The sequence below is a fragment of the Methylomicrobium lacus genome (assembly GCF_041897535.1).
In the GTDB taxonomy this organism is placed as follows: domain Bacteria; phylum Pseudomonadota; class Gammaproteobacteria; order Methylococcales; family Methylomonadaceae; genus Methylomicrobium; species Methylomicrobium lacus_A.
The window spans coordinates 666,737-688,969 of sequence record NZ_CP169217.1; the positions used below are offsets into that span (position 1 = coordinate 666,737).

Genomic DNA, 22,233 nt, shown 5'->3' on the forward strand with positions numbered 1-22,233 from the left:
AACCCAGAATAGCGGGTTTTAGCGGGCAAAACCTGTGAAACCGATCATAAATCCGTGGTATTGTATCACACCGATTCGAACTGTCGGGCCATTCGCTCCGGTCAGTTGCATCTACCGTTGACACTGTTTACAGAATACGGTCGAACGTCCGGACAAGCGGACTTCGGTCAAAGTCTCGCCGCACACAGGACATGGCAGCCCTCCGCGGCCATAAACCTTCAGCTGCTGCTGGAAATAACCGGGCCTTCCGGCCTCGTTCACAAAGTCGCGCAGGGTCGTGCCGCCCTGTCGGATCGCCTCCTCTAGCACGAGGCGTATACACTCGGCCAGCCGTTGATAGCGTGCCCGCGAAATTTGACCGGCGTGCCGGGTCGGCAGGATGCCGGCCCTGAACAGGGCTTCGTTCGCATAGATGTTGCCGACGCCGACCACGACATGGCTGTCCATGATGAAGGATTTGATCGGCGTCTTGCGGTTTTGCGCCCGCGCATGCAGCAGTGCTCCGTCAAAATCGGGGCTCAAGGGCTCCGGCCCCAAATCTTTCAGCAAAGGATGTCCGAAAACCGGTTCGGCGGTCCACAAGACCGCGCCGAAACGGCGAGGATCGTTGAAGCGCAGCAGCGTCCGATCGGTAAAAATCAGATCGACATGGTCATGCTTGCCATGCGCCTGGCCTGCCGGCAGGATTCTCAGACTGCCCGACATGCCCAGATGCACGATTAAAGTGCCCTGCTCCGTGTTCAGCAACAGATATTTGGCGCGCCGGTCGACCGACCGGATGCTTTGCCCTTTGAGCAGTTCGGAGAGGGATTCGGGCACCGGCCAGCGCAGGCGCGGCTGACGCACGATGACTTGCTGGATAGGGCGGCCCTGGATTGCGGGCGCGATGCCGCGGCGGGTGGTTTCGACTTCGGGTAATTCGGGCATCGGGCGAGGGGAAAATCTCGGGGTTTGATCGTATCAGGTCCCGCACAGTGTAACACAGAAGTCGAGCCCGGCCGCAGCGGCGATCCGGCCATCTCAACAGTGAAATGACCGAATGCCGATGCGTTGCCCTTAAAAACTGACGTTCGCTTGAAACCAGATTTTCTGTGTATCGGTATTGATCGGAGTAGAAAGTCCGCTATCGGCGTTGTAATTGGCGTATTTCGCCAACAACGAATAATGCTTGCCAAATTTCTTCACTACCATGAAATCCCACTCCTTGCCGTAGGCCATTTTTCCGGTATCGTCGCTGAAGTCATGATAAACGCCGGTCACCGTGGTTTGATAGCGCGGAAACTCGACCATGATGGTGCCGAAAAGATCGCGAATCCCGTTGTTCGGCGTGACCAGAAAGATATCCGCCCAGCCCTGGAAAGCATGGTTCGTGCCAAGCGGCGTATCGAAGGTTTTGTTCGCGCCATAGCCGTTCAACTGCTCCCAGGCCCCCATCACGCTGACATTGAAGGCCTTGACGCCGCCCATGAAGTTGAAGCGGTCGGCTTCATACTTGGTCGGTCCGTGCCCGTAATCCTTCTGGTCGGCCCATTCGGCGGTATACAGCAGATTGAACGTGTCCATGATCTTCGGCGACGCGCCGTTGAAGCGAATGCCATAGGTCTGATTGGATTTTTCCAGGAATAAATTTCGCCCCGCCGCAGGCCCCGGGTTCACATCCTGGTAGTCCAGCCAATAGCCGTAGGCAACCAGATTGCCGTAATCGCCGACCTTGTAATTGATATTCAGGATCGGCGCCTCGATATTCTCGGTCGTCGAGGTAAAGGTTTGTACATTGCCAATATAACCGGCATTGATCGTGAGCCCGAAAAGCTGCTGGTTGTTATGCGTCACCAGAATCGAATCGTAGGTTGTTTCCAGTTGCCGCCAGCCGACGTTGCCGATATAGCGGTCGTCGTCGAACTTGATCCGCTGCCGGCCGCCCTTCACAATCGTATCGGGAATGCCGGTGTAAGCGATCCATAACTGGTTCAGCTCGGTTTTCTCGGGGTCGGCGATGATTGAATAGGGCGTATTTTTGTTCCGGGTGCTGTTGTAGTCCTCCTGCATCGCCCAAAGCCCTTCGAACTCGGCATATCCCTGGATGTCATAAAGCTTCGGCGACAGAGCCCCCAAGCGAAATCTCGCCGTATTCGCGTTGGCCGTTTTCGGATTCGGCGTGCCGCCCTTGTCCTGATCGACGTTTTCCCAGCGGTAATTGATATCCGCCTTGATCGCTCCCCTATTGCCGTAATGATAAAAATTCAGCGCATCCTCGATTTCCTGAGTCACGTCCGCGCCAGCAGATCCGCTCAGTAACGACAGCGACAAAAAGGTAATTTTTCCTGTTGGATGTGACATGATTCCCCCTGATTTTCTGTAATTGGCGTGCATTAATGCGTGTGATCGCATTCTGAAAGGAAGGTCAGCAGGCTTTCCCGGTAGCGGTAATAATCCGGATGGGCCAGCAAGGCCTTGCGGCTGCGCGGCCTCGGCAGATCGATGTCCTGAATCTTGCCGATTTTGGCGTGCGGGCCGTTGGTCATCATGACCACCCGGTCGGCCAATAAAATCGCCTCGTCGACATCGTGGGTCACGACGATCGCGGTCACGTGCGTCCGTTCCCAAACTTCCATCAGCACTTCTTGCAGTTCCCAGCGCGTCAAGGAATCCAGCATGCCGAAAGGCTCGTCGAGCAGCAGCAGTTTGGGCGACAACGCAAACGCCCTGGCGATGCCGACCCGCTGGCGCATGCCGTTCGACATGTCGGCGGCCTTTTTATGCAGCGCATCGCCGAGTCCGACTCGGGTCAGATAGTATTCGACGATGTCGTCGCGCTCCGCTTGCGTCGCATGCGGATACACCTTGTCGACGCCGAGGGTCACGTTTTCGAACGCGGTCAGCCAGGGAAACAGGCTCGGCGCCTGAAACACGACCCCGCGGTCGGGACCCGCGGCATAAATCTCCCGGTTGTCCAGGATGATGCCGCCGTCCGAAATCTCGTTCAGGCCGGCGGTCATCGACAACACGGTCGATTTGCCGCAACCGGAGTGCCCGATGATCGAGATGAACTCGCCCTTTTTCAGCTTCATGTCGAAGCCGTCGACCACCTTGACCGTGCCGTTGCCATCCGGGGTCGGGTAGATTTTCGACACCTGCGAGAATTCCAGATAACGCGGCCGCCCGAGATCCTCCTGCGCCGGTTTCAGCGCGGACGTATCCGATTGCCAATCGTTGCTGGTGTTCGGCCTGACGTTCGGCAGCACCAGGCGGTCTTGACCGCCCTGCTGGTTCTTTTCGATGCCGACCTGCATCAGATAGTGGGTGATGTCCGCGCGCAGACGCTTGAATTCCTCGTTATGGTTCAACGCGGTCCGATCTCTAGGACGTTCGAGGTCGACCTTGAAACCCGGCCCGAAGGTCGCCTCCGGCCCCGGATTCAGCGGAATGACCCGGTCGGCCATGTAGATCGCCTCATCGACATCGTTCGTGATCAGGATCATCGTTTTCTTGTCCTGATCCCAGATTTGCAGGATTTCGTCCTGAAGATTGCCGCGCGTCAGCGCATCGAGCGCGCTGAGCGGCTCGTCGAGCAACAAGATGTCAGGATTCGCGGCCAGGGCCCGCGCGACATTGACCCTTTGCCGCATGCCGCCCGACAGCTCGGCCGGTTTCTTGTCCATCGCGGCGCCGAGGTTTACCATGCGCACATATTTCTCGGTGTGCGCCTTGCGCTGTGCGGGCGTCCAGTCCTTGAAGATCTGATCGACCGCCAACGCGACGTTCTGATAGACCGTCAGCCACGGCATCAACGAATAATTCTGAAACACCACGCCCCGGTCAGGGCCCGGCGCCGCGATGGGCCGGCCCTGCTTCAACACCTCGCCGCTGTCGATTCCGCACAATCCGGCGATGATCGACACCAACGTGGTTTTGCCGCTGCCCGAAAAGCCGACGATTGCGATAAACTCGCCTTCCCGGATCGAAAGATTGATGTCCTTCAATATGGTAGTCTTCTGCACGCCCTCGCCGTAGGATTTGCAGACGTCTTTCAACGCGAGCAGCGTCTTGGCCGCCGGTTCTTTCATGTCTTTGGGTGACGACGCCTGGGTTTTCATCGGAAGTTCCACCACGTTATCCTTCGGGTAAGAGGCGATACCGCTAGGGCTCGGTTTTGCGTTTGCTGAATTCATGCCGCCCTCCCCTTAGCGTCCGAACGAGAAGACATTTTGCAGCGACTGCATGACCCTATCGAGGATGAAGCCGATAATCCCGATCGTGAACACCGCGACCATGATCCGGCCCAGCGAGTTCGAACTGCCGTTTTGAAACTCGTCCCAGACGAATTTGCCTAGGCCCGGATTCTGCGCGAGCATCTCGGCCGCAATCAGCACCATCCAGCCGACCCCGAGCGACAGCCGCATGCCGGTAAAGATGAACGGAATCGCGGACGGCAGGATGATCTTGTTGATCTGCGTGCTCCAGTTCAAGCGCAGCACCTTGCCGACATTGACCAGATCCTTGTCGATCGACGACACGCCGACCGCGGTATTGATCAGCGTCGGCCAGAGCGAGCACAGGGTGACCGTGATCGCGGAGGTCAGGAACGATTTTTCGAACCAGGAATCGTTATCGGTCACATACAAAGCACTAACGACCAAAGTCACGATAGGTAGCCAGGCCAGGGGTGAGACCGGCTTGAAGATCTGGATCAACGGATTGATCGCGGTATTGATCGTAGGGCTCATCCCGCATAAGAGGCCGAGCGGCACCGCGACCAGGGTCGCCAGGAAGAAGCCGGTGAACACGGTCATAAGACTGGTGCCGATCTGATCCAGGTAGGTGCCCTTGCCGTTGAACGGGCGCACCTTCGGCGGCAGCTGGTCGGGATGCTCCGCCTTGGCCTGTTGGATCCGCTCCTGCTGACGTGCGTAATATTGGCGCTCTTTTTCGCGCTGCGCATAATGCTCGTCCACCAACCCGCCGGCCTCATGCCAGACCGAGACCGGCCCCGGAATCGCGCCGAGACTGGTATTCACGCGGGCCGCCGAAAAACTCCACAACCCGAGGAAGAACAGAAAAGCGATGAACGGCACGCCTATCATCAACCATAACTGCCGTAACTGCTGTACCGGATTCTCGCCGGCCGCGATTTTGACGATCGGGATAAACCAGGTCAATCCGGTGATATTCAAAAATTTGATCAGTTTATTATTCATAATCCGCTGCATCACGCCCGGGTACCGGGGTGCCTTAAAAAGGAGTCTTGAGGGAGTCGTGCCGAAAAAAATGTGCGTCCTTGCACGCAGTCGACATCCGTTGTACACATCAGAGGCACATCTAGAACAACATGGGTAAATCTTTCAAATCAAGCAGTCAGATCATTTCTCGACGACTTTGCCGCCGGCCACCTTTTGCTTGCCTTTCAGACCAATCGGGAATTTGGTCAGATAATCATTCGGCTTGGTCGCATCGAAGGTGATGCCGTCGATAAAGTCAGCGCTCGGCGGCTTGATGCCGGTCTCGCTGTCACTCGGAAAGTCGCTGGCCTTGGCCTTGCCTTCGGCGATCAACTCTTTCGCCGCCGCCATGTAGATGTCGGGACGGTAAACTTTTTTCGCGGTTTCCAAGTACCAGGAATCCGGCTTTTCTTCGTTGATTTGGCCCCAACGGCGCATCTGGGTCAGGTTCCAGACCGCATCGCTGTAATAAGGGTAGGTGCTGTTATAACGGAAGAACACGTTGAAGTCGGGCAGTGAACGCTTGTCGCCCTTTTCATATTCGAAAGTGCCGTTCATGCTGTTTGCGATCACGTTGTAATCGGCCCCGACATATTGGCTTTGCGACAACATCTCGACAGCCTCGTTGCGGTTTTTGTTGTTTTCCGCATCCAGCCACATCGTTGCGCGAATCAAGGCCTTGATCAGCGCCTTGTGTGTATTCGGGTGTTTCTCGGCCCAGGCTTTATTCACGCCGAAAATTTTATCGGTGCTGTTCTTCATTAATTCAACATCACCGATTACCGGCACCCCGATACCCTTGAATACGACTTGTTGGTTCCAGGGCTCGCCGACACAGAAGCCGACGATCGTACCGGCATCCAGAGTGGCCGGCATTTGCGGCGGCGGCGTTACTGACAGCAGCGCTTCGGCATTGATCTGCCCGGACGTATCCTGAGGGGGTGAATAGTAGCCGGGATTGATGCCGCCGGCCGCCAGCCAGTAACGCAGTTTAAAGTTGTGAGGGCCAACCGGAAAGGTCATAGCCATGTTAAAGGGTTTGCCGGCTGCTTTATATTTTTCCAGTACGGGCTTCAGCGTGTCCGCCTTGATCGGATGCACCGGTTTGCCGTCCTTGACCGGCACCTGCGGCTTCATTTCTTTCCAGACGTCGTTCGATACGGAGATCGCAACGCCGTTCGAAGACAGCGTCAAGGCGCTAATAATGTCGCCCTTGGTGCCGTAGCCGATCGCCGCGCCGAAAGGCAGCGACACCAGCATATGCGCACCGTCGAGTTCGCCGCTCAGTACGCGATCCAGCACGACTTTCCAGTTCGCTTGCGCTTCCACTTGCACGGACAAGCCTTCGTCCTCGAAAAAGCCTTTTTCGAACGCGACCGCGAGCGGCGCCATATCGGTCAGTTTGATGAAGCCGAGCTTGACGGTTTCGGTTTCCAAATTCTCGGTCACCGCGAAGGCCGAGGCACTGAAAATGATTGTCGTAGCAGCCGCAGCCTTGGATAAAGTGGCGGCTAATTTTGTTAAGGTAAATTTTCCGTGTTTCATAAAATTCGTCTTGGGGTAAATTTTAAGGCCAAAAAACGTCTTTCCCGCTGGACGCCGGTATTGCCGCATCCGCTGTAACTGACGCCTTTGTCAGATCGCTCACCTTTGAGCAAAAAATTTTGACCCCACCGTTAGAGTCTTCATTTTAGTTTCAGCATAATTTATGCCAACACCGATTGAAGACTTATCTATGATATTTTCACTTGAAAATCATATATTTGATAAATTAGCCGCCTAGTTTTCCTGACTTACCGGAGAAATCGGGCAAACAGGAACAAATTCACCGCCCTATCAGCGTGCGCTAATGATGCGATTTTGCACCAAACTAATACAGGGTTGTTTTCAAGCCACAAGAAACCGGCTTTGCGGGGAGATTATCAGCAGAATTTAGCACCTGGGTCTCGACTCTAGACGCGATGACTGGCGCTGAGAGGGATATTGCGAGGCTTGAGGCAGCTTCTCTAAGAAGCGCCTAAAACAAAAACGTGACGATCGCCTTCAATCGCCCTTGTTCGATCACCGGAATCGCCAGCATGCGGCTCAGATCATCCAATTCCTCATTATATGACTCGTCCTGATTTCCGGTAATCAAGGGCATGCCGGTCAGCCAGACCCGGCCCAAAGCGCCGTCGCCCTTGTTGACCGTCAAGGTTTCGAAGATTTCCGCGAGGTTATTGCTGTTTTTGCTATGGCTTTGCCGGCAGAGCAGTTGCCTACCGTCAGTGTCGGGCATCCAGATCTGAATACGCTTCGCGATCGGCGTCGCTTTCGCGGAAAGAAAAGTGATCACGTAAGCCTGCTCGTCACCATTCACAAACGGAATCCCGAGAACCGTCGAAATCCCTGCTTTCAGCGCGTCGCCGGAGCGAACATACTCGTCAGCCTTACCCAGGTCCTCGACCAGGACCGGCATCGCCGTCTCCCAAGACCTTCCGGGGATGCCCTGCCCTTTCGGCAGACCGATCTGTCTGGAGTGTGTTTCAAATTGCGTCAGAGAGCCGTAATAACCGTCCAACAAATGCAGCGCATGATCGGCGGCCCCTTCATTGCTCCAGACCTCGATCGCTCCGGCCTGCTCCCGGTCGTCCCCGCAGAGAAACACCACGACCGCCATTAAAAAATCGCCCGAAAAGATCGGTATCGCAATGCCGCAGGTCAGCCCCGCCTTTTGCGCCGCGGCAGTGCGTTTAAAGTAGGACTTTTCGAATCGGTTCAGCACGATAGGGTGCCGCGCCGCCCAGGCTTTTCCCGGCAGACCTTCATCATAGGCAAAATGCTGCTTTTCGCTGGCGTGCTTAAAATCGGTCAAGCCGCCATACAGGCCCGAACCGAATTCCAGTTGGGTGCGTTCTTTATCGGGAATCCAGATTTCAATCACTTTGATAAACGTTTTCATCGCGGCTCGTTTCCTTGGGGTCGGCGTTCTATTTCAGCAATTCCGCCATCGCAATGACGTTTCTGGCCATCTGACCCAGCGTAATATTCCGGTCCATCGCCAGTTTTCTCAGGGTATGGTAGGCGTCGTTTTCGGTAAAGTTTTGCGTATTGATCAAAATGGCTTTCGCGCGGTCTATCTGTTTTCTGTCTTCGAGCTGGGTTCTGGCTTCCTGCAGCGCATTTTTGAGCGCCTGTTGATGCTTGAAGCGGGCCAGGGCTACGTGAATGATGCCGTGGAGGCGATCGGCATCCAGACCATTCACCTCGAACGCGCTGACCTCGGCTTGCATCGCCTTATGAATCGTTGCACTGCTGCCGTCGGTAGCAAACATGATCACCGGTAACGGACATTGCCGGTTTAGCATGCAGAGGTCCGCCAAGAGCTCGTCAGAAGGCGTCTCGAGATTGAAAATAATCGCATCAGGCCGCATATCCTTCACCTGCGCGATGAATGACGGACCGTATTGAATTTTGACCGTTTCGACGTTATCGTCAGCCAGTGCATTTTCCAGCGTGGTATTATCGATTCCGCTTTCGACTATCAATAGATTCAGCATGGCTCTGATGGCTTGCAACTGGCAATACTCTATAAAGGGAGAACTTGTTGAAATGTTTCGGCGCGCTGAAAGCGCTTCATCGCATTAGGCAGATAATAAAGAAATCGGCGTAGAATAGGAAGAACCACGGAGCGTGTTTCAAACTCCGGCCCGTCGAATCGTCCGGGCATCCGATTGATTCGAAGGCAATTTCGGATTTTTTAGGCCACGGGCTTTTTTCCCTCCGCCCGAAGCACTACAATGTCGGCCCGACCCGCCCAGACGCTCCAGGCGTTGGCGAGCTGCCGGAAAAGTCACAAACCCACTGATTCATGACCAAACTGAACCCGCAACAACAAGCCGCCGTCAAGGCCATCGACCACCCGTTACTGGTGCTGGCCGGCGCCGGCAGCGGCAAGACCCGCGTGATTACCGAGAAGATCGCCTACCTGATCAAACAGGGCACGCCCGCGCGCCATATCGCCGCGGTGACCTTCACGAACAAGGCCGCGCGCGAAATGAAGACGCGCGTGTCCAAATTGCTCGACGATACGCAATTGCGCGGGCTGCGCGTCTCGACCTTTCATTCCTTGGGACTCGACATCCTGCGCGCCGAGTCGAAGACGCTCGGCTATAAATCCGGCCTGACCCTGTTCGACGAACAGGACAAGCTGACCCTGCTGCGCAACCTGATCACGCACAGCTCGCAAAATTTTCAAATCGACCAGTGCGACCGTTATTCCTGGCAGATCGGCCAGTGGAAAAACGCCTTCGTGACGCCCGACCAGGCGCTCTCGCGCGCCACCCAGGAGCAACATCACGCCGCCCTGCTCTACGCGGACTATGTCCAAAGCCTGAAAGCCTACAACGCGGCCGATTTCGACGACCTGATCCTGATTCCGGTCTTGCTGTTCCAGCAACATCAGGCGATCCGGGAAAAATGGCAAAACAAGATCCGTTACCTCTTGGTCGACGAATACCAGGATACCAATTCCACCCAATACGAATTGGTGCGCCTGCTCGCCGGTAACCTCGGCCGCTTTACCGTGGTCGGCGACGACGACCAGTCGATTTATGCCTGGCGCGGCGCGCAGCCGGAGAATCTCGCGCAACTGCAAAAGGACTACCCACGCCTGCAAGTGATCAAGCTCGAACAGAACTACCGTTCGACCGGCCGAATCTTGAAAGTCGCGAACCAGTTGATCGCGAACAATCCGCACGTTTTCGAAAAACGGCTCTGGAGCCAGCTCGGCTACGGCGACCCGTTGCGCGTGCTCAGCCACAAAGACGAGCTGACCGAAGCGCAGCAGGTCGTCTCCGAAATCGTGCACCACAAGTTCAAGACCGGCGCCTCCTACGGCGATTATGCGATTCTGTACCGCGGCAACCATCAGTCCCGCCTGTTCGAACGCTGCCTTCGCGAAAATAATGTGCCCTATTTCATCAGCGGCAGTACCTCGTTCTTCGCTTATACCGAAATCAAAGACATCCTGGCCTATCTGCGCCTGTTGGTGAACCCGGACGACGACGCCGCGTACCTGCGCATCATCAACACCCCGCGCCGCGAAATCGGCCCAGCCACGCTCGAAAAACTCGGCGCCTATGCGAACGAACGTCACATCAGCCTGTTCGCGGCCAGCGGCGAATTCGGCCTGAAACAAAAGCTGCAGGACAACGCCGTTCACCGCCTCGAAAAATTCCGCGACTGGATCGTCGACACCGCCGACCGGGTCGAACGCGGCGACCCCTTCGCGGTGCTCGAACAAATGATCGACCAGATCGGCTACCGGCAATGGCTACAGGAAAACAACAACAGCCGCGACGCCGCCGAACGCAAGCTGAAAAACGTGTATGAACTGCTCGACTGGCTCAAGCGCATGGCCGAGAAAGAGGAAAGCGGCAACGCCAAGCTGTCGGAAATCGTCTCGAAGATCCTGCTGATGGACATGCTGGAGCGCAACCGCGAGGAACAGGCCGGCGACCAGGTCAGTCTGATGACCCTGCACGCGGCGAAAGGCCTCGAATTTCCGCACGTGTTCCTGATCGGCATGGAAGAAAACATCCTGCCGCACCAAAACAGCCTCGAAACCGGCAATCTCGAAGAAGAACGCCGCCTCGCCTACGTCGGCATCACCCGCGCCCAGCGCACCTTGACCTTCAGCTACTGCACGCATCGGAAGCGCTACGGCGAAGTCGAGGAATGCGAACCGAGCCGTTTTCTGGGCGAGTTGCCCGAGGACGATCTCGAATGGGCAAGCAAAAAGCAATTGGATCCTGAAGTCAAAAAAGAAAACGCTAAGTCATTTTTTGCTGCAGCAAGGGCAATTACATCATAATCATTTCGCTCCCTGAAACATTGTTGTCGCAATCATTTCAGGATTTGGTTATAATAATCGGCTCAAAGCGCCCGTAGCTCAGCTGGATAGAGCGCAGCCCTCCGGAGGCTGAGGTCAGAGGTTCGAATCCTCTCGGGCGCGCCAGTCGGCAAAGGTCAATCAGGCCTCCCCATGAAGCATAATGATGCTTCGATCAAAAAGTCCCGTTTCCTTTTTTTCAGCGCCTTATGCGCATAGAACAGAATTTTCGTTCGGTGCCCATATGGGTGGTGTCCGCCGCTTTTTTTAGCGGCATAGGCATAATTCCAAAAGTCCCAAGCTTAGGATTATTCTGGTGGTCATTAGAGAAACTTTGGATAAGATGCACCTAAAAATCCTATTGTCATGGCTAGGAATCGCTGACCTGAAAGCAGCAGGCCTGATTTCCGGTAATACCAGCGAGCCTATTGGCGACGGTCCGATATTAGGCGCTCTCAAAAATCTCAGCTTTGATGAGCTCCATTTATTACATGACCACAGCCAGCAAAAAGCGACCGCGTATATCAACTGGTTGGCTCAGTTTAACAGCATAAAAGTTGCCTCCATTCCTTGCTCGTTACGTTCCCCTATCGATTTCGGCGACATACACCATGCGGTAGATGGTTATTTGCAGAAGCTCACTGCCAGTAACCCTAACCTGGATATCAGCATCCATCTCTCACCCGGCACACCGTCGATGACGGCTGTATCGATATTGCTGGGTAAAACCAAGTACAACACGCGTTTCGTGCAATCGACCAAAGACAAAGGCGGTGAGTTTGTCAGCATCCCTTTCGACATCTCGGCCGAGTTTGTGCCGCAGATCGCTAAACATGCCGATAAAAAACTCTCCGAACTGTCGTCAGCCCCAGCGCCGCCGTCTGCAGCTTTTTCGGATATCGTGACGCAAAATCAAGATTTCTTACGCGTCATCCAAAAAGCCGAAAAAATTGCAGTGCGAGATGTGCCGGTTCTAATCATGGGAGAGTCGGGTACTGGTAAGGAGTTGTTTGCCAAGGCCATTCATAATGCCAGTCAACGCCAGGGAAAACCGTTTATCACCGTCAATTGTGGCGCCATTCCCAAAGATTTGATCGATTCAGAACTGTTCGGCCATATCAAAGGGGCTTTCACGGGGGCTGTGAGCAATAAGGCGGGATATTTTGAAGCGGCAGATGGTGGCACACTGTTTTTGGATGAATTTGGCGAATTGCCGGAAGATGCGCAAGTCCGCTTGTTGCGTGTACTCCAGTCCGGCGAAATCAGCAAAGTCGGAGATAGCGCTATAAAAACCGTCGATGTGCGGATTATCGCTGCGACCAACCGAAACCTCGCGCAAGACATCGTCGCCGGCCGCTTTCGAGAAGACTTGTTTTATCGTGTGGCTATCGGCATTTTGATTTTACCACCCTTGCGCGAGAGAACTGGGGACATCGCCTTGCTCGTCGATCATTTGATGACTGCGATCAACCGCGAAGCGTCCAATCAGCCAGCCTTTGTTGATAAAAAACTTTCTGTAAAAGCAAAAAATATTATCCTGAACCATACTTGGCCGGGTAATATACGGGAATTACACGGCACGTTATTGCGCGCTTCGATCTGGGCTGATTCGGATACCATTACCGATCTTGATATTCAGGAAGCCATGCTTACCCGGCCAACCAATAGTAACTCAAGCGAGCTGCCAGACATTGGCGCAGGCCTTGATATTCAAGGCCTTCTGGATGATATAAAACGTAAATACATTGCTCAGGCGCTGACTCAAGCAGCCGGCAATAAGAAAAAAGCCACGGAGTTATTGGGCCTGCCCAACTACCAAACCCTAACCAATTGGATGGACAAATTAGGCATCCAATAAAATTGGCACACTCTTCGCTACAGAAGGGGCATGGATAGAATCGACATCATGCAATCACAGAATTTTGAGTTCCTGAGAAGCGTCTGGCCGGAATTGGCCAGCTTGGCGGGATTTGCCGAGCACTATGCGTCTCTCGACCCGCAAAGTGCGCAGACCAAATTGCGCAACTTTGCCGAGCGTTCGGTTGCGATTGTCTATTCCCAGCTGGGTTTACCCAGACCGCCGCAAGCCAACTTCATGGAGCAGTTGACCAATGCGGCCTTCGAAGCGGTGACGCCCAAAGTCGTCATCGACAAACTGCATGCATTGCGCATTCACGGCAATAAAGCCGCTCACGGCGATAAGGTCAGCGAACAAAGCGCCCAGTTGTTATTGAAAGAAACCTTCGACATCGCGCGTTGGTTATTCATTACCTACGCCAGTGGCGATCAAAACAGCATAGCGGATTACCAAGCGCCTAAACCGGCGCAATCGGAAAAAGCCGACTATAAAAAAGAACGCAAAGCCTTGCTGGAGCAATACGCCAAGCAGGAAGCCCGCATGCAGGCCATGCTGGCGGAATTGGAAGCGGAACGCGAAAAGGCCGCGCAACTCCAGCGAACCGCCCAGGAATTGGAGCAGCTTACACAACAAGCCACCAGCAAAGGACAAAAAGCGGCGCTGGATTTACATTTCAACGAAGCAAGCACCCGCAAATACCTGATTGATCTGCAACTAACCCAAGTCGGTTGGTCACTCGAACACAGCGACGAAGTTTCTCTGGAAGAAAAAGTTCTGCATCAACCCACCACCAGCGGCGAAGGCTATGCCGACTATGTGTTATGGGACGACAACGGCAAACCGTTGGCGGTGATCGAAGCCAAAAAAACCGCCGTCGATGCCGAAACCGGTCGCCATCAAGCCAAACACTACGCCGATGGTCTGGAAAAAATGCACGGCCAGCGTCCGATCATCTTTTACACCAACGGTCACGACATCTGGCTATGGGACGACCATCAGGCGCAGAATTACCCGCCACGTCGTTTGTACGGCTTTTATTCCAAGTCCAGCTTGCAGTATCAGATACGCCAGCGCACCGAGCGCAAACCATTCAATACCGTCTCGCCCAAGCCGGATATTCTGACCGACCGCTTATATCAACATGAAGCCCTGAAACGCATCACCGAACGCTTCGAGACCAAACAGCGCAAAGCCTTGGCGGTGCAAGCCACCGGCACAGGCAAGACTAGACTGTCGATTGCCCTGGCCGATGTCTGCATGAAAGCCGGCTGGGTGAAGCGTGTGCTATTCGTCTGCGACCGGCGCGAATTGCGCAAACAGGCCAAGAATGCCTTTAGCTCCTTTCTGCCCGCCCCGATTACCATCCTGACCAGCAAAAGTGTACAGGATACCCACAATCGCATCTTCGTCGCCACCTATCCGGCGATGATGAAGGTGTTCGATGCGTTTGATCCCGGCTTTTTCGATCTGATCATCGCCGACGAATCGCACCGCAGCATCTACAACATCTACGGCGACGTGTTCCGTTATTTCGATGCCTTGCAGGTCGGCCTGACCGCCACACCGGTGGAAATGGTCAGTCGCTCGACTTGCCAATTGTTCGGTTGCGACTTCAAACAACCCACCAGCAATTACGCGCTGGAAACGGCCGTCGAAGAGGGTTATCTGGTGCCGTATCAGGTTGTCAAACACACTACACAATTTTTGCGCGACGGCATCAAAGGCCGTGCCTTGTCCGCCGAAGCCATTGCCGCCTTGGAAGACCAGGGCATAGACCCCAATAGCCTGGAGTTCGATGCCCAGGAAATAGACAGTGCAATTTTCAATAAGGACACCAACCGCAAGATCCTGCAAAACCTGATGGAACACGGCATCCGTCATGCCGATCAGCAAACGCTGGGTAAAACCATCGTCTTCGCCCGCAACCACCAGCACGCCAAACTGCTGGAAAAGCTGTTCGACGAGTTGTATCCCCAATACGCAGGTAAGTTCTGCCAGGTCATCGACAACTACGATCCCCGCGCCGAAGAACTGATCGACGACTTCAAGGGCGAAGGCAGCAACGATCAGCTGACTATCGCCATCTCGGTCGATATGCTCGATACCGGCATCGATGTGCCGGAGATCGTCAACCTGGTGTTTGCCCGCCCCGTCAAATCGCCGGTCAAATTCTGGCAAATGGTCGGACGGGGCACCCGGTTGTGCCTTAATCTGTTCGGTCCCGGCCAACATAAAACCCACTTTCAGATTTTCGATCATTGGGGCGTTGTCGAATATCATGGCTTGAAACCACGCGAGGTCGAAATCAGCCAAAGCAAATCGCTGATGCAGCGCCTGTTCGAAGCACAACTGAGCCTGGCTAAAACCGCCCTGCACTACGCCGAACCGGACTTTTTCGATGTGGTGATGCAATCCCTGCACAAAGCCATCAACAGTCTGGACGACAAAACCATCGCCGTGCGCGACAAATGGAAGCTCAAACAGCAGATGAGCCAACTGGACGTGTTGCGCCAGTTCAGCCCCAACACCGTCACGCGGTTGGAAACCGACATCGCTCCGCTGATGCAATGGCTGGATGTGCGCGGCCACAGCGATGCCTACCAATGGGATTTGCTGCTCTGCCAAATCCAGCAGCACAAATTGCAAAACACCAAAGCCTTCGACGATCTGGCCGGCGAAGCGATCACCCAGCTCTGGCAATTGCAAATGAACTTGAACCAGGTCAAAGCCAAAGCCGCAATCATCAAACAATGCCGCGAACTGAATTGGTGGCAAAGCGCGTCACTCGATGAACTGGAACAAGCGAGAGTCGAACTGCGTAGCATCATGCAGCACCGTGATAAACCGACCGGGCCCAGCGTCGATAAACCCATCGTCGACATTCCGGACGGCGACGAAATCCGCGAAAAACAAAGCACTTACCTCAATGCGGTGGATATGGCTAGCTATCGCCTCAAGGTCGAGCAAGCTTTAAAAGAACTGTTCGAACAGGACGCCGTACTCAAGAAAATCCGTGCCGGCGAAGCCGTGACCGAAGCCGAACTGGCTAATCTCAATGCCCTGATTCACACTCATCATCCGGATGTCGATTTACAAGTGTTAAAAAGCTTTTACGACACCGCCGCCCCGCTGGAGCAAATCCTGCGCTCTATCGTGGGCATGGACGCGGACAAGGTCAACGAGCGCTTTGCCGCCTTCATTCAACAATACCCCAGCCTCAACGCCCGGCAGGTGCAATTTTTAGGTTTGCTCAAACGCCAAATCGCCCAAAGCGGTGCGATTGAAATCGACCATCTTTACCAAATGCCGTTTGCCGCCATCGGTGAACTGGACAGCCTATTCAATAACGAAACCCAAATCGACGAATTGCTGTCAATTGTACGAAGCTTTGGTAAACAACCGACACCACCGAATTAAGAGGAAACAGCCGTGCAAATCATGGTTAATGTACCCGACAATTTACCGATGATCATAGCCACCCAGCGCATCAAAGAATTGGAACAAAGTTTGCGTGACGAAGCCGGTTTTTTATCCAGCGTATTGGCAAAAAAATCCAGGTAAGACCGACAAGCCGCCTTGCTCAAAATTGCCCATGACTGCGCCGCGCTACCCACCTTAGATGAACGCAGCCCCGATGAAATTTTGTACAATTAGATTACATGGAACACAAAGTACCTCCCTGTTCACTCGCTGCCATTAAGTTAAGAAAAACACGTCGTTCCGGCAGGGATTGCCGGAATCCAGGCTACAGGGACGTATCGGGCTTGCCATCCCTGGCCCTGGATGCCCGTTTCCCGGCGGGTATGACGGCATTTGTGTATAAGGGCATGCGCAGAGCGTGGGAACCATAAAGGGACGTTATTTTTTGCCAAATCCTTACTCAAAGTCGCTACCCAGCGCATCAAAGTTATTGATTGGGAGATACTTTTAACCATGAGCAATCCATAGGTTATGCAAACCGCTAATTAAAATCAAAAACGGTGACGGACACGATTATTTAAAAAATATCGTCTTCCCCCATTTTTCCTAGACAAATTTGGAGAATAAAAATGAAATACGCTACCGCCAAGGCCAGTGCCGTCGAAGCCCCCGAGGTAGTCCTGAATTTATGGGCATATGTCGATGAAGCCGGCTACATTCTCCGTTTAGCTGGAAAATCCTACGTTATGGAGGGAGATGACGATGAAAAGTTGGCTTTATTGCACGCATTATCAAGAACTGATTTCTTGTCGGCGGCATGGTGCAAAGTGCCGGCCAACTTCAAGATTTTAGAACCCAATGGCCAAAGGATGACTGGTGTTGCAACGGCTTCGATGCTATCAGACCCCATTTCTCATAGCCATCTTTTCAGCACTTTATTGGAAGAGCTGGCCAATTCATTGCCCGATCAGCTACGCAGCCATGACGGTGGCTATGAGCAGTTCCGTTTAAATTTACCCCAAGCCCCGTTATGTGTCACCACCGTGGTTATGGAATATGACGACGGCATTCTGGTTCCGATGGTATCGGGTAGGTAAGAGTATTTATGGAAAATTTAGCGTTGAGCGCCCTGCAATTGGATGTCAATCTCGTTCACTATTCGGTTTACCGATATCAGATCGTTTATCAAAAGTTTGATGAAACCGCATCTGGTGAGCAGTTGGCCCGAAAGGTGGCTTATGAATTACAAAGAGTCAATGGTTTTGCGGTGCTTACCAACCTGGGTAATCGCAGCATTATTTCCTTAAAACCGATTTCACAACTCGTCATCGATTTGCCTCAGATGCAAGCTAGCCTAGAAGATGACGGTAAGCTGGAACTTGATTGTGGTGAAGAACAGCAACAACAGGCTTTGCAAAGACTGGTCAACCAGGATATCAACAAAGCCGCCTGGAAGCTGGCACAAGATAGTCAAGGCAAGTTAGCTTTTAAAAAAGCAGCGAGTGGCAATACGGAAATTTTCGAACCCTCACACTCTGCCCGTATTAAAGCACGCAGCACCTATCTGGAAGCTTTTTGTTCGGTACAACTTAGTCCAGAAGTTTTAGCGGATGGCACAGTTTTGATTGGTTTGCATCTCAAGCACAGTTTGTTGGCCAAGCCGGATATTTCGCTGCAATGGGTCATCGACAAAAGACCTGACTGGATTTCATCCATTAACAAGGTGCGCCACCGTTACTTTGAGTCCGGCAAAGCGCCTTTAGTCGCTGAATTCCTGAGAGTTGAAGAGTCCCTCAAGGGCGATAGCCCATTACCTCACTTGGGTAAGTCGCTGGTCGAGTATCATCGTGAGAAAGGGTTGCTGTCCGATGAACAGCTGACAGAAGCGGCATCGTCTTCTCTGATAAAAGTCAAATACGGGCAAAACGAAGCAGACCACGTCGCCAGTTTAGTTGAGCCGATGTTTGATTTTGACACGTTGAGCAAAATCGATTCAGTCTTTTTGAATAATCTGGCCAAAGATTTGAAATGGTCATTAGACGACAGAATCAAGGTCAGCGCTAAAATGGTAAAGGGGCTTTATCTGCCGAATTTCAACTGCCGATTAATACCGGTGGATTATCAAAATCTGAAAAAATCCTGTTTACGGTATGAACAAATGATCAGATTTGCCAATGGTGCCAAATCCAGCCGGGAACAAGATGTTTTAAGATATAAGGCCTTTGGCGACATGACCCGAACCCAAGTTATTCCGCTCATTATCGGCAAACAGAACAATACTGAACGGAATCAGCGATTGCTATGCAATGCTTATAAGGCCTTGGGGCAGCTGACTAAAACGGAATTGCCACCCCTTACAAAATTTCCTGACCCCGTTGAAAACGCCAATGAATTAGATGCCAGACTGAATAAAAAAAATCCCAAGAACGCTATTTTGTTGATCGGTTTAACCGACAAGTCCGACAAGGTGGCAATACGCGATACCGCGTTCAGTTATGGCTTGGCGACCCAGTTTATGCGGCTCGATCACAGGAGCAATGTTTATAGTCCTTCCTATTTCAATAATGTCGCTGCCGGGGTATTCAGCAAAGGCGGTGGACAGTTGTGCGCAATCGATGACATGCAGGGAGAAACCGATTTATTTATCGGGCTGGATATGGGGGGCATTAATGTTCGCGCTCCTGGTTTTGCATTTCTGTTTCTAAGTTCCGGCGCTCAGTTGGGCTGGCAATTGGCCGATAAACAGCAGGGCGAGCGTATGCAGGATGACGCTCTAACGAACCTGCTTGAGAAAAGTTTGAAAACCTATTTACGTTCATCCGATGGTGTATTGCCCAGACGAATCACATTGCATAGGGACGGCAAGTTTTACGAATCAATCGATGTGATTGAACAGTTTGAACGCAAGAATAATGTAAAACTTGATGTGCTCGAAGTTTTGAAATCGGGCGCTCCGGTACTTTATCGTCGGGAACAGTTAGCCGATTGCACAAAAAAATTCAGCAACCCCAATGTTGGGGATGCCTTATTTTTAACGGACCGGGAACTGATTCTATCTACTTATAGTGGTGCTGAATTAGGCCAATCCTGGGGTGATAAAGTCAGCGTCAGGCCGTTGCGTTTACGAAAGCGCTACGGAGAGACATCCTTAGAAGTTCTTGCCCAACAGGTGTTGATATTGAGTCGAATTCATGGCGCCTCGTTATATCGCCATCCGCGCCTCCCAGTTACGACGCATCATGCAGATCGGTTTGCGACACTGAGACAGGAAACCTGTATCGACGCGCTTTCTAAAATGGACAGGCTGTGTCCAGTTTATCTTTAGGTCCCTCTTCAATTTTATGACAAGGAAGTCCACTCATTCAAATCGCAATCTCCCCGGCTACTAACATGAAAATGGCCATCATATAGAGCGCATATCGAAAACCATAGGAGGCATGGATTCTTTCGGTGTGATAAAAAGCAGACACTTCTACGCAAAACGGCGTGCAAAACTTTCCAGGGTTCTGGGGAAAAGGGCGTTGAAAAGTTTCCACCCCAGGTTGTTCAATGACCGGCTTTTAGTCGGAGAATCCTGGAGTGATAAAAGTGGAAGACTTCACCGAAATTCGACGGTTGCATTTTGTCGAGAATGCCACCGTCAGTGAGTTGGCCAAACGGTTCAAGTTATCCCGCCCCACCATCCGTAAGCATCTCAAAACGGTCGAAGAGCCCGTTTATCCGGTGCGCAACTATCAACCCTATCCGTAGCTGGGTAATTATCTGGATCGGCTCAATGATTGGTTGGAAGTCGATGCTACATTACCAGCCAAACGCCGCCGCACGGCGAAACGATTATTCGAGTGCCTGCAAGTCGAAGGCTATGTGAGTGGTTATTGTGCGGTGCGGCCTTACGTAAAAGCCTGAAAGCGAGGCAAGACTTCGGTGCCGGCGGTAACTCAGGTTTTTGTTCCGTTGTATTTTCCGCCGGGAGAAACCTGCCAGTTCGACTGGAGTCATGAAACGGTCATGATGGGCTGTGTTGAACAGGTTGTGAAAGTGGCTCAATTTCGCCTCACCTATAGCCGCCAGATGTTCATAGTGGCCTATCCCCGTGAAACGCAGGAGATTGCTGGACTCCCATAGTAAGGAAGGCTCTTTATGGATTTCCGGGTCTTTTGATAAGATGCCCCGATGGAAACTGCAATCATAACAATCAAACACTTGGTCAGCGAAGCCCAATGCTACGCGGCTATCCGCCAACTACGCTGGCAAGAAGGCGTCACTTGCCCCCCATTGCGGCGACGATCAAACGATCCGACGCGGCTTTGCTGGGCCGCAACGCTTCGGCCAACGCTATCAGTGCAAGGCGCGCAACAAGCGCTTTGACGACCTGACCGGCACCGTGCTGGCAGGTCATCACCAGCCGTTGTCCGTTTGGGTGTTGTGTCTGTACTTCATGGGTTTGAACCTGTCCAACGCCCAGATTGCCCAAGAATTGGATCTGAACAAGGATGATTTACAGTTCACGACCGAACATCTGCGCACGGGGATCGATAAAAAAAAGCCCCGATAACCCTGTAGGGTAAGGTCGAATGCGACGAAGTCTACCTCGTCGCCGGGCATAAAGGCCAACCCGACAAGGTTGCCGAAGCGAGGCGCAAACCGCGCCGTCGCCGGCTGAAAGGCGCCCGTGGGCGCGGCACGCTCGCCACGGAGAAGCCGCCCGTATTAGGCATCCTCCAACGCAGCGGCGAGGTCGCTATCCGGTTGCTCGACAATGTCCGGCAGGCCACGATCAAACCCTTGATCTTACATATCGTGGCACCGGGGACGTTGATATACACCGATAAATACAGCATTTATGATCGCCTAGAAACCTGGGGCTACCGACACAAGACGGTCAATCATTCGGCCGGGGAATACGCCCGCGACGAGGATGGCGACGGCTTTTGCGAGGTCCATTCGAACACCATCGAGGGCTTCTGGTCGCTACTGCGCTCGTGGCTGCGTCCGCATCGCGGTATTTCTCAAACCAAATTGCCGCTCTATTTGAGCTTTTGATGGACTTTCAAGCTCCTTATTTTATATTCATATAAATGAATGACTTAGAATTTTTTTCGTGTACAGAGCATATTCTTCTCAGGTCAATTGCGCTTTCTCGCTTCTGACAGGTGAAGGAGGTTACAATTATCAATTTGCAGAGCGAACAAGGATTTAGGCCAATCCCCCGGCGGAATCCATCAATAAAGCTAAAATCACCTAGGAGCCGAGATGTTGACATGGTCCACCGTTTTCGAAACCAAACTCGAACTCATTGATAACCAGCACAAAACCTTATTCGAAATGGTCAGCGCGTTGACCGATGTCGCGCCCGCCGAACGCACCGAACAACGCCTCGATCAAATCCTTGATGCCTTGTTCGATTATGCGCAAGAGCATTTCGTCGACGAAGAAGTTCTCATGACGCATTACAAATTGGACGAGCAATATATGAGGCTGCAACACATGGAGCACAAATCGTTCATTTATGACATTACGCAAATGCGCAATCGTGTTACCGACGCCGAAGGCCTGTCGGTACAGTTTGACAAATTGGCGCGTTTTGCCGCGTCCTGGCTGGTTTACCACACGCTTCGGGTCGATTTGATGATTCCCAAGCAAATTGCATTGATAAGGCGCGGCAAAACGCCCGCCGAAGCGTTTGCAATGGTCAAACAGGGCGGATGCTCCCCGGACGTATCGAAACTGGTCCTTGATGCGGTACTGCATTTATGGGACGAGGCCATGGAACGGGTGCATGCCCTGGAAGGGCAATTGGAAAAGACAAAAAACCACACGGATACCGCCCGTCAAGCCTAAATGACATCATTGGGTTGACGTTT

The 22,233-nt window shown here is 53.0% G+C and carries 16 protein-coding genes, 1 tRNA gene and 1 pseudogene; 10 read left to right on the forward strand and 8 right to left on the reverse strand.

From position 1 onward, the window contains the following. Window positions 1-111: 111 nt before the first annotated feature. The 7 genes from mutM to ACEPPP_RS02960 all read right to left on the reverse strand — a co-directional run bounded on the left by mutM (window position 112) and on the right by ACEPPP_RS02960 (window position 8,758). Window positions 112-927: a bifunctional DNA-formamidopyrimidine glycosylase/DNA-(apurinic or apyrimidinic site) lyase gene (gene mutM, locus ACEPPP_RS02930; protein WP_374089566.1), complete on the reverse strand. Its 816-nt coding sequence runs from the start codon at window positions 925-927 to the stop codon at window positions 112-114. A gap of 129 nt (window positions 928-1,056) precedes the next feature. Further along, window positions 1,057-2,340, reverse strand: a complete 1,284-nt coding sequence (locus ACEPPP_RS02935) for an alginate export family protein (RefSeq protein ID WP_374089567.1) — start codon at window positions 2,338-2,340, stop codon at window positions 1,057-1,059. Between the two features lie 32 nt (window positions 2,341-2,372). Then, window positions 2,373-4,067 carry an ABC transporter ATP-binding protein gene (locus ACEPPP_RS02940; protein ID WP_374090871.1) on the reverse strand — a complete coding sequence of 565 codons (1,695 nt, stop codon included), beginning with the start codon at window positions 4,065-4,067 and terminating at the stop codon, window positions 2,373-2,375. A 117-nt stretch (window positions 4,068-4,184) separates the two neighbouring features. Further along, a complete protein-coding gene (locus ACEPPP_RS02945) occupies window positions 4,185-5,198 on the reverse strand; it encodes an ABC transporter permease (protein WP_374089568.1) in 1,014 nt (337 codons plus the stop codon). 162 nt (window positions 5,199-5,360) lie between these two features. Beyond that, window positions 5,361-6,764, reverse strand: coding sequence for a CmpA/NrtA family ABC transporter substrate-binding protein (locus ACEPPP_RS02950; protein ID WP_374089569.1), 1,404 nt, complete (start codon window positions 6,762-6,764; stop codon window positions 5,361-5,363). A gap of 472 nt (window positions 6,765-7,236) precedes the next feature. After that, window positions 7,237-8,160, reverse strand: a complete 924-nt coding sequence (locus tag ACEPPP_RS02955) for a GAF domain-containing protein (protein WP_374089570.1) — start codon at window positions 8,158-8,160, stop codon at window positions 7,237-7,239. A 28-nt stretch (window positions 8,161-8,188) separates the two neighbouring features. After that, entirely contained in the window at window positions 8,189-8,758 is a 570-nt protein-coding gene (locus tag ACEPPP_RS02960; protein WP_374089571.1) for an ANTAR domain-containing response regulator, read from the reverse strand. Window positions 8,759-9,069: 311 nt separating this feature from the next. Here ACEPPP_RS02960 and rep point away from each other — a divergent pair, with 311 nt between their 5' ends. The 8 genes from rep (at window position 9,070) to ACEPPP_RS03000 (ending at window position 20,119) form a co-directional block, all read left to right on the forward strand. Beyond that, window positions 9,070-11,073 (forward strand): DNA helicase Rep, encoded by a 2,004-nt coding sequence (rep, locus tag ACEPPP_RS02965; protein ID WP_374089572.1) that lies wholly within the window; start codon window positions 9,070-9,072, stop codon window positions 11,071-11,073. Between the two features lie 67 nt (window positions 11,074-11,140). Then, window positions 11,141-11,217, forward strand: a tRNA-Arg gene (locus tag ACEPPP_RS02970). Window positions 11,218-11,434: 217 nt separating this feature from the next. Beyond that, entirely contained in the window at window positions 11,435-12,949 is a 1,515-nt protein-coding gene (locus tag ACEPPP_RS02975; RefSeq protein ID WP_374090873.1) for a sigma-54 interaction domain-containing protein, read from the forward strand. A 30-nt stretch (window positions 12,950-12,979) separates the two neighbouring features. Next, window positions 12,980-16,366, forward strand: a complete 3,387-nt coding sequence (locus ACEPPP_RS02980; RefSeq protein WP_374089573.1) for a DEAD/DEAH box helicase family protein — start codon at window positions 12,980-12,982, stop codon at window positions 16,364-16,366. A gap of 12 nt (window positions 16,367-16,378) precedes the next feature. Then, window positions 16,379-16,510 carry a hypothetical protein gene (locus ACEPPP_RS02985; protein WP_374089574.1) on the forward strand — a complete coding sequence of 44 codons (132 nt, stop codon included), beginning with the start codon at window positions 16,379-16,381 and terminating at the stop codon, window positions 16,508-16,510. Window positions 16,511-16,998: 488 nt separating this feature from the next. Next, window positions 16,999-17,466 carry a hypothetical protein gene (locus tag ACEPPP_RS02990; protein ID WP_374089575.1) on the forward strand — a complete coding sequence of 156 codons (468 nt, stop codon included), beginning with the start codon at window positions 16,999-17,001 and terminating at the stop codon, window positions 17,464-17,466. An 8-nt stretch (window positions 17,467-17,474) separates the two neighbouring features. Continuing rightward, window positions 17,475-19,694: a Piwi domain-containing protein gene (locus ACEPPP_RS02995; RefSeq protein WP_374089576.1), complete on the forward strand. Its 2,220-nt coding sequence runs from the start codon at window positions 17,475-17,477 to the stop codon at window positions 19,692-19,694. Between the two features lie 254 nt (window positions 19,695-19,948). Next, a complete protein-coding gene (locus ACEPPP_RS03000; RefSeq protein WP_374089577.1) occupies window positions 19,949-20,119 on the forward strand; it encodes an ArsR family transcriptional regulator in 171 nt (56 codons plus the stop codon). Window positions 20,120-20,630: 511 nt separating this feature from the next. On the opposite strand, the gene ACEPPP_RS03005 is transcribed toward ACEPPP_RS03000, so the two are convergent. Next, complete coding sequence (locus ACEPPP_RS03005; RefSeq protein WP_374089578.1) at window positions 20,631-20,843, reverse strand: hypothetical protein; 213 nt, start codon at window positions 20,841-20,843, stop codon at window positions 20,631-20,633. A gap of 149 nt (window positions 20,844-20,992) precedes the next feature. Here ACEPPP_RS03005 and ACEPPP_RS03010 point away from each other — a divergent pair. Beyond that, a pseudogene (locus ACEPPP_RS03010) lies at window positions 20,993-21,412 on the forward strand (IS1595 family transposase); the annotation flags it as partial. A gap of 210 nt (window positions 21,413-21,622) precedes the next feature. After that, window positions 21,623-22,210, forward strand: a complete 588-nt coding sequence (locus ACEPPP_RS03015; RefSeq protein WP_374089579.1) for a bacteriohemerythrin — start codon at window positions 21,623-21,625, stop codon at window positions 22,208-22,210. Window positions 22,211-22,233: the final 23 nt, after the last annotated feature.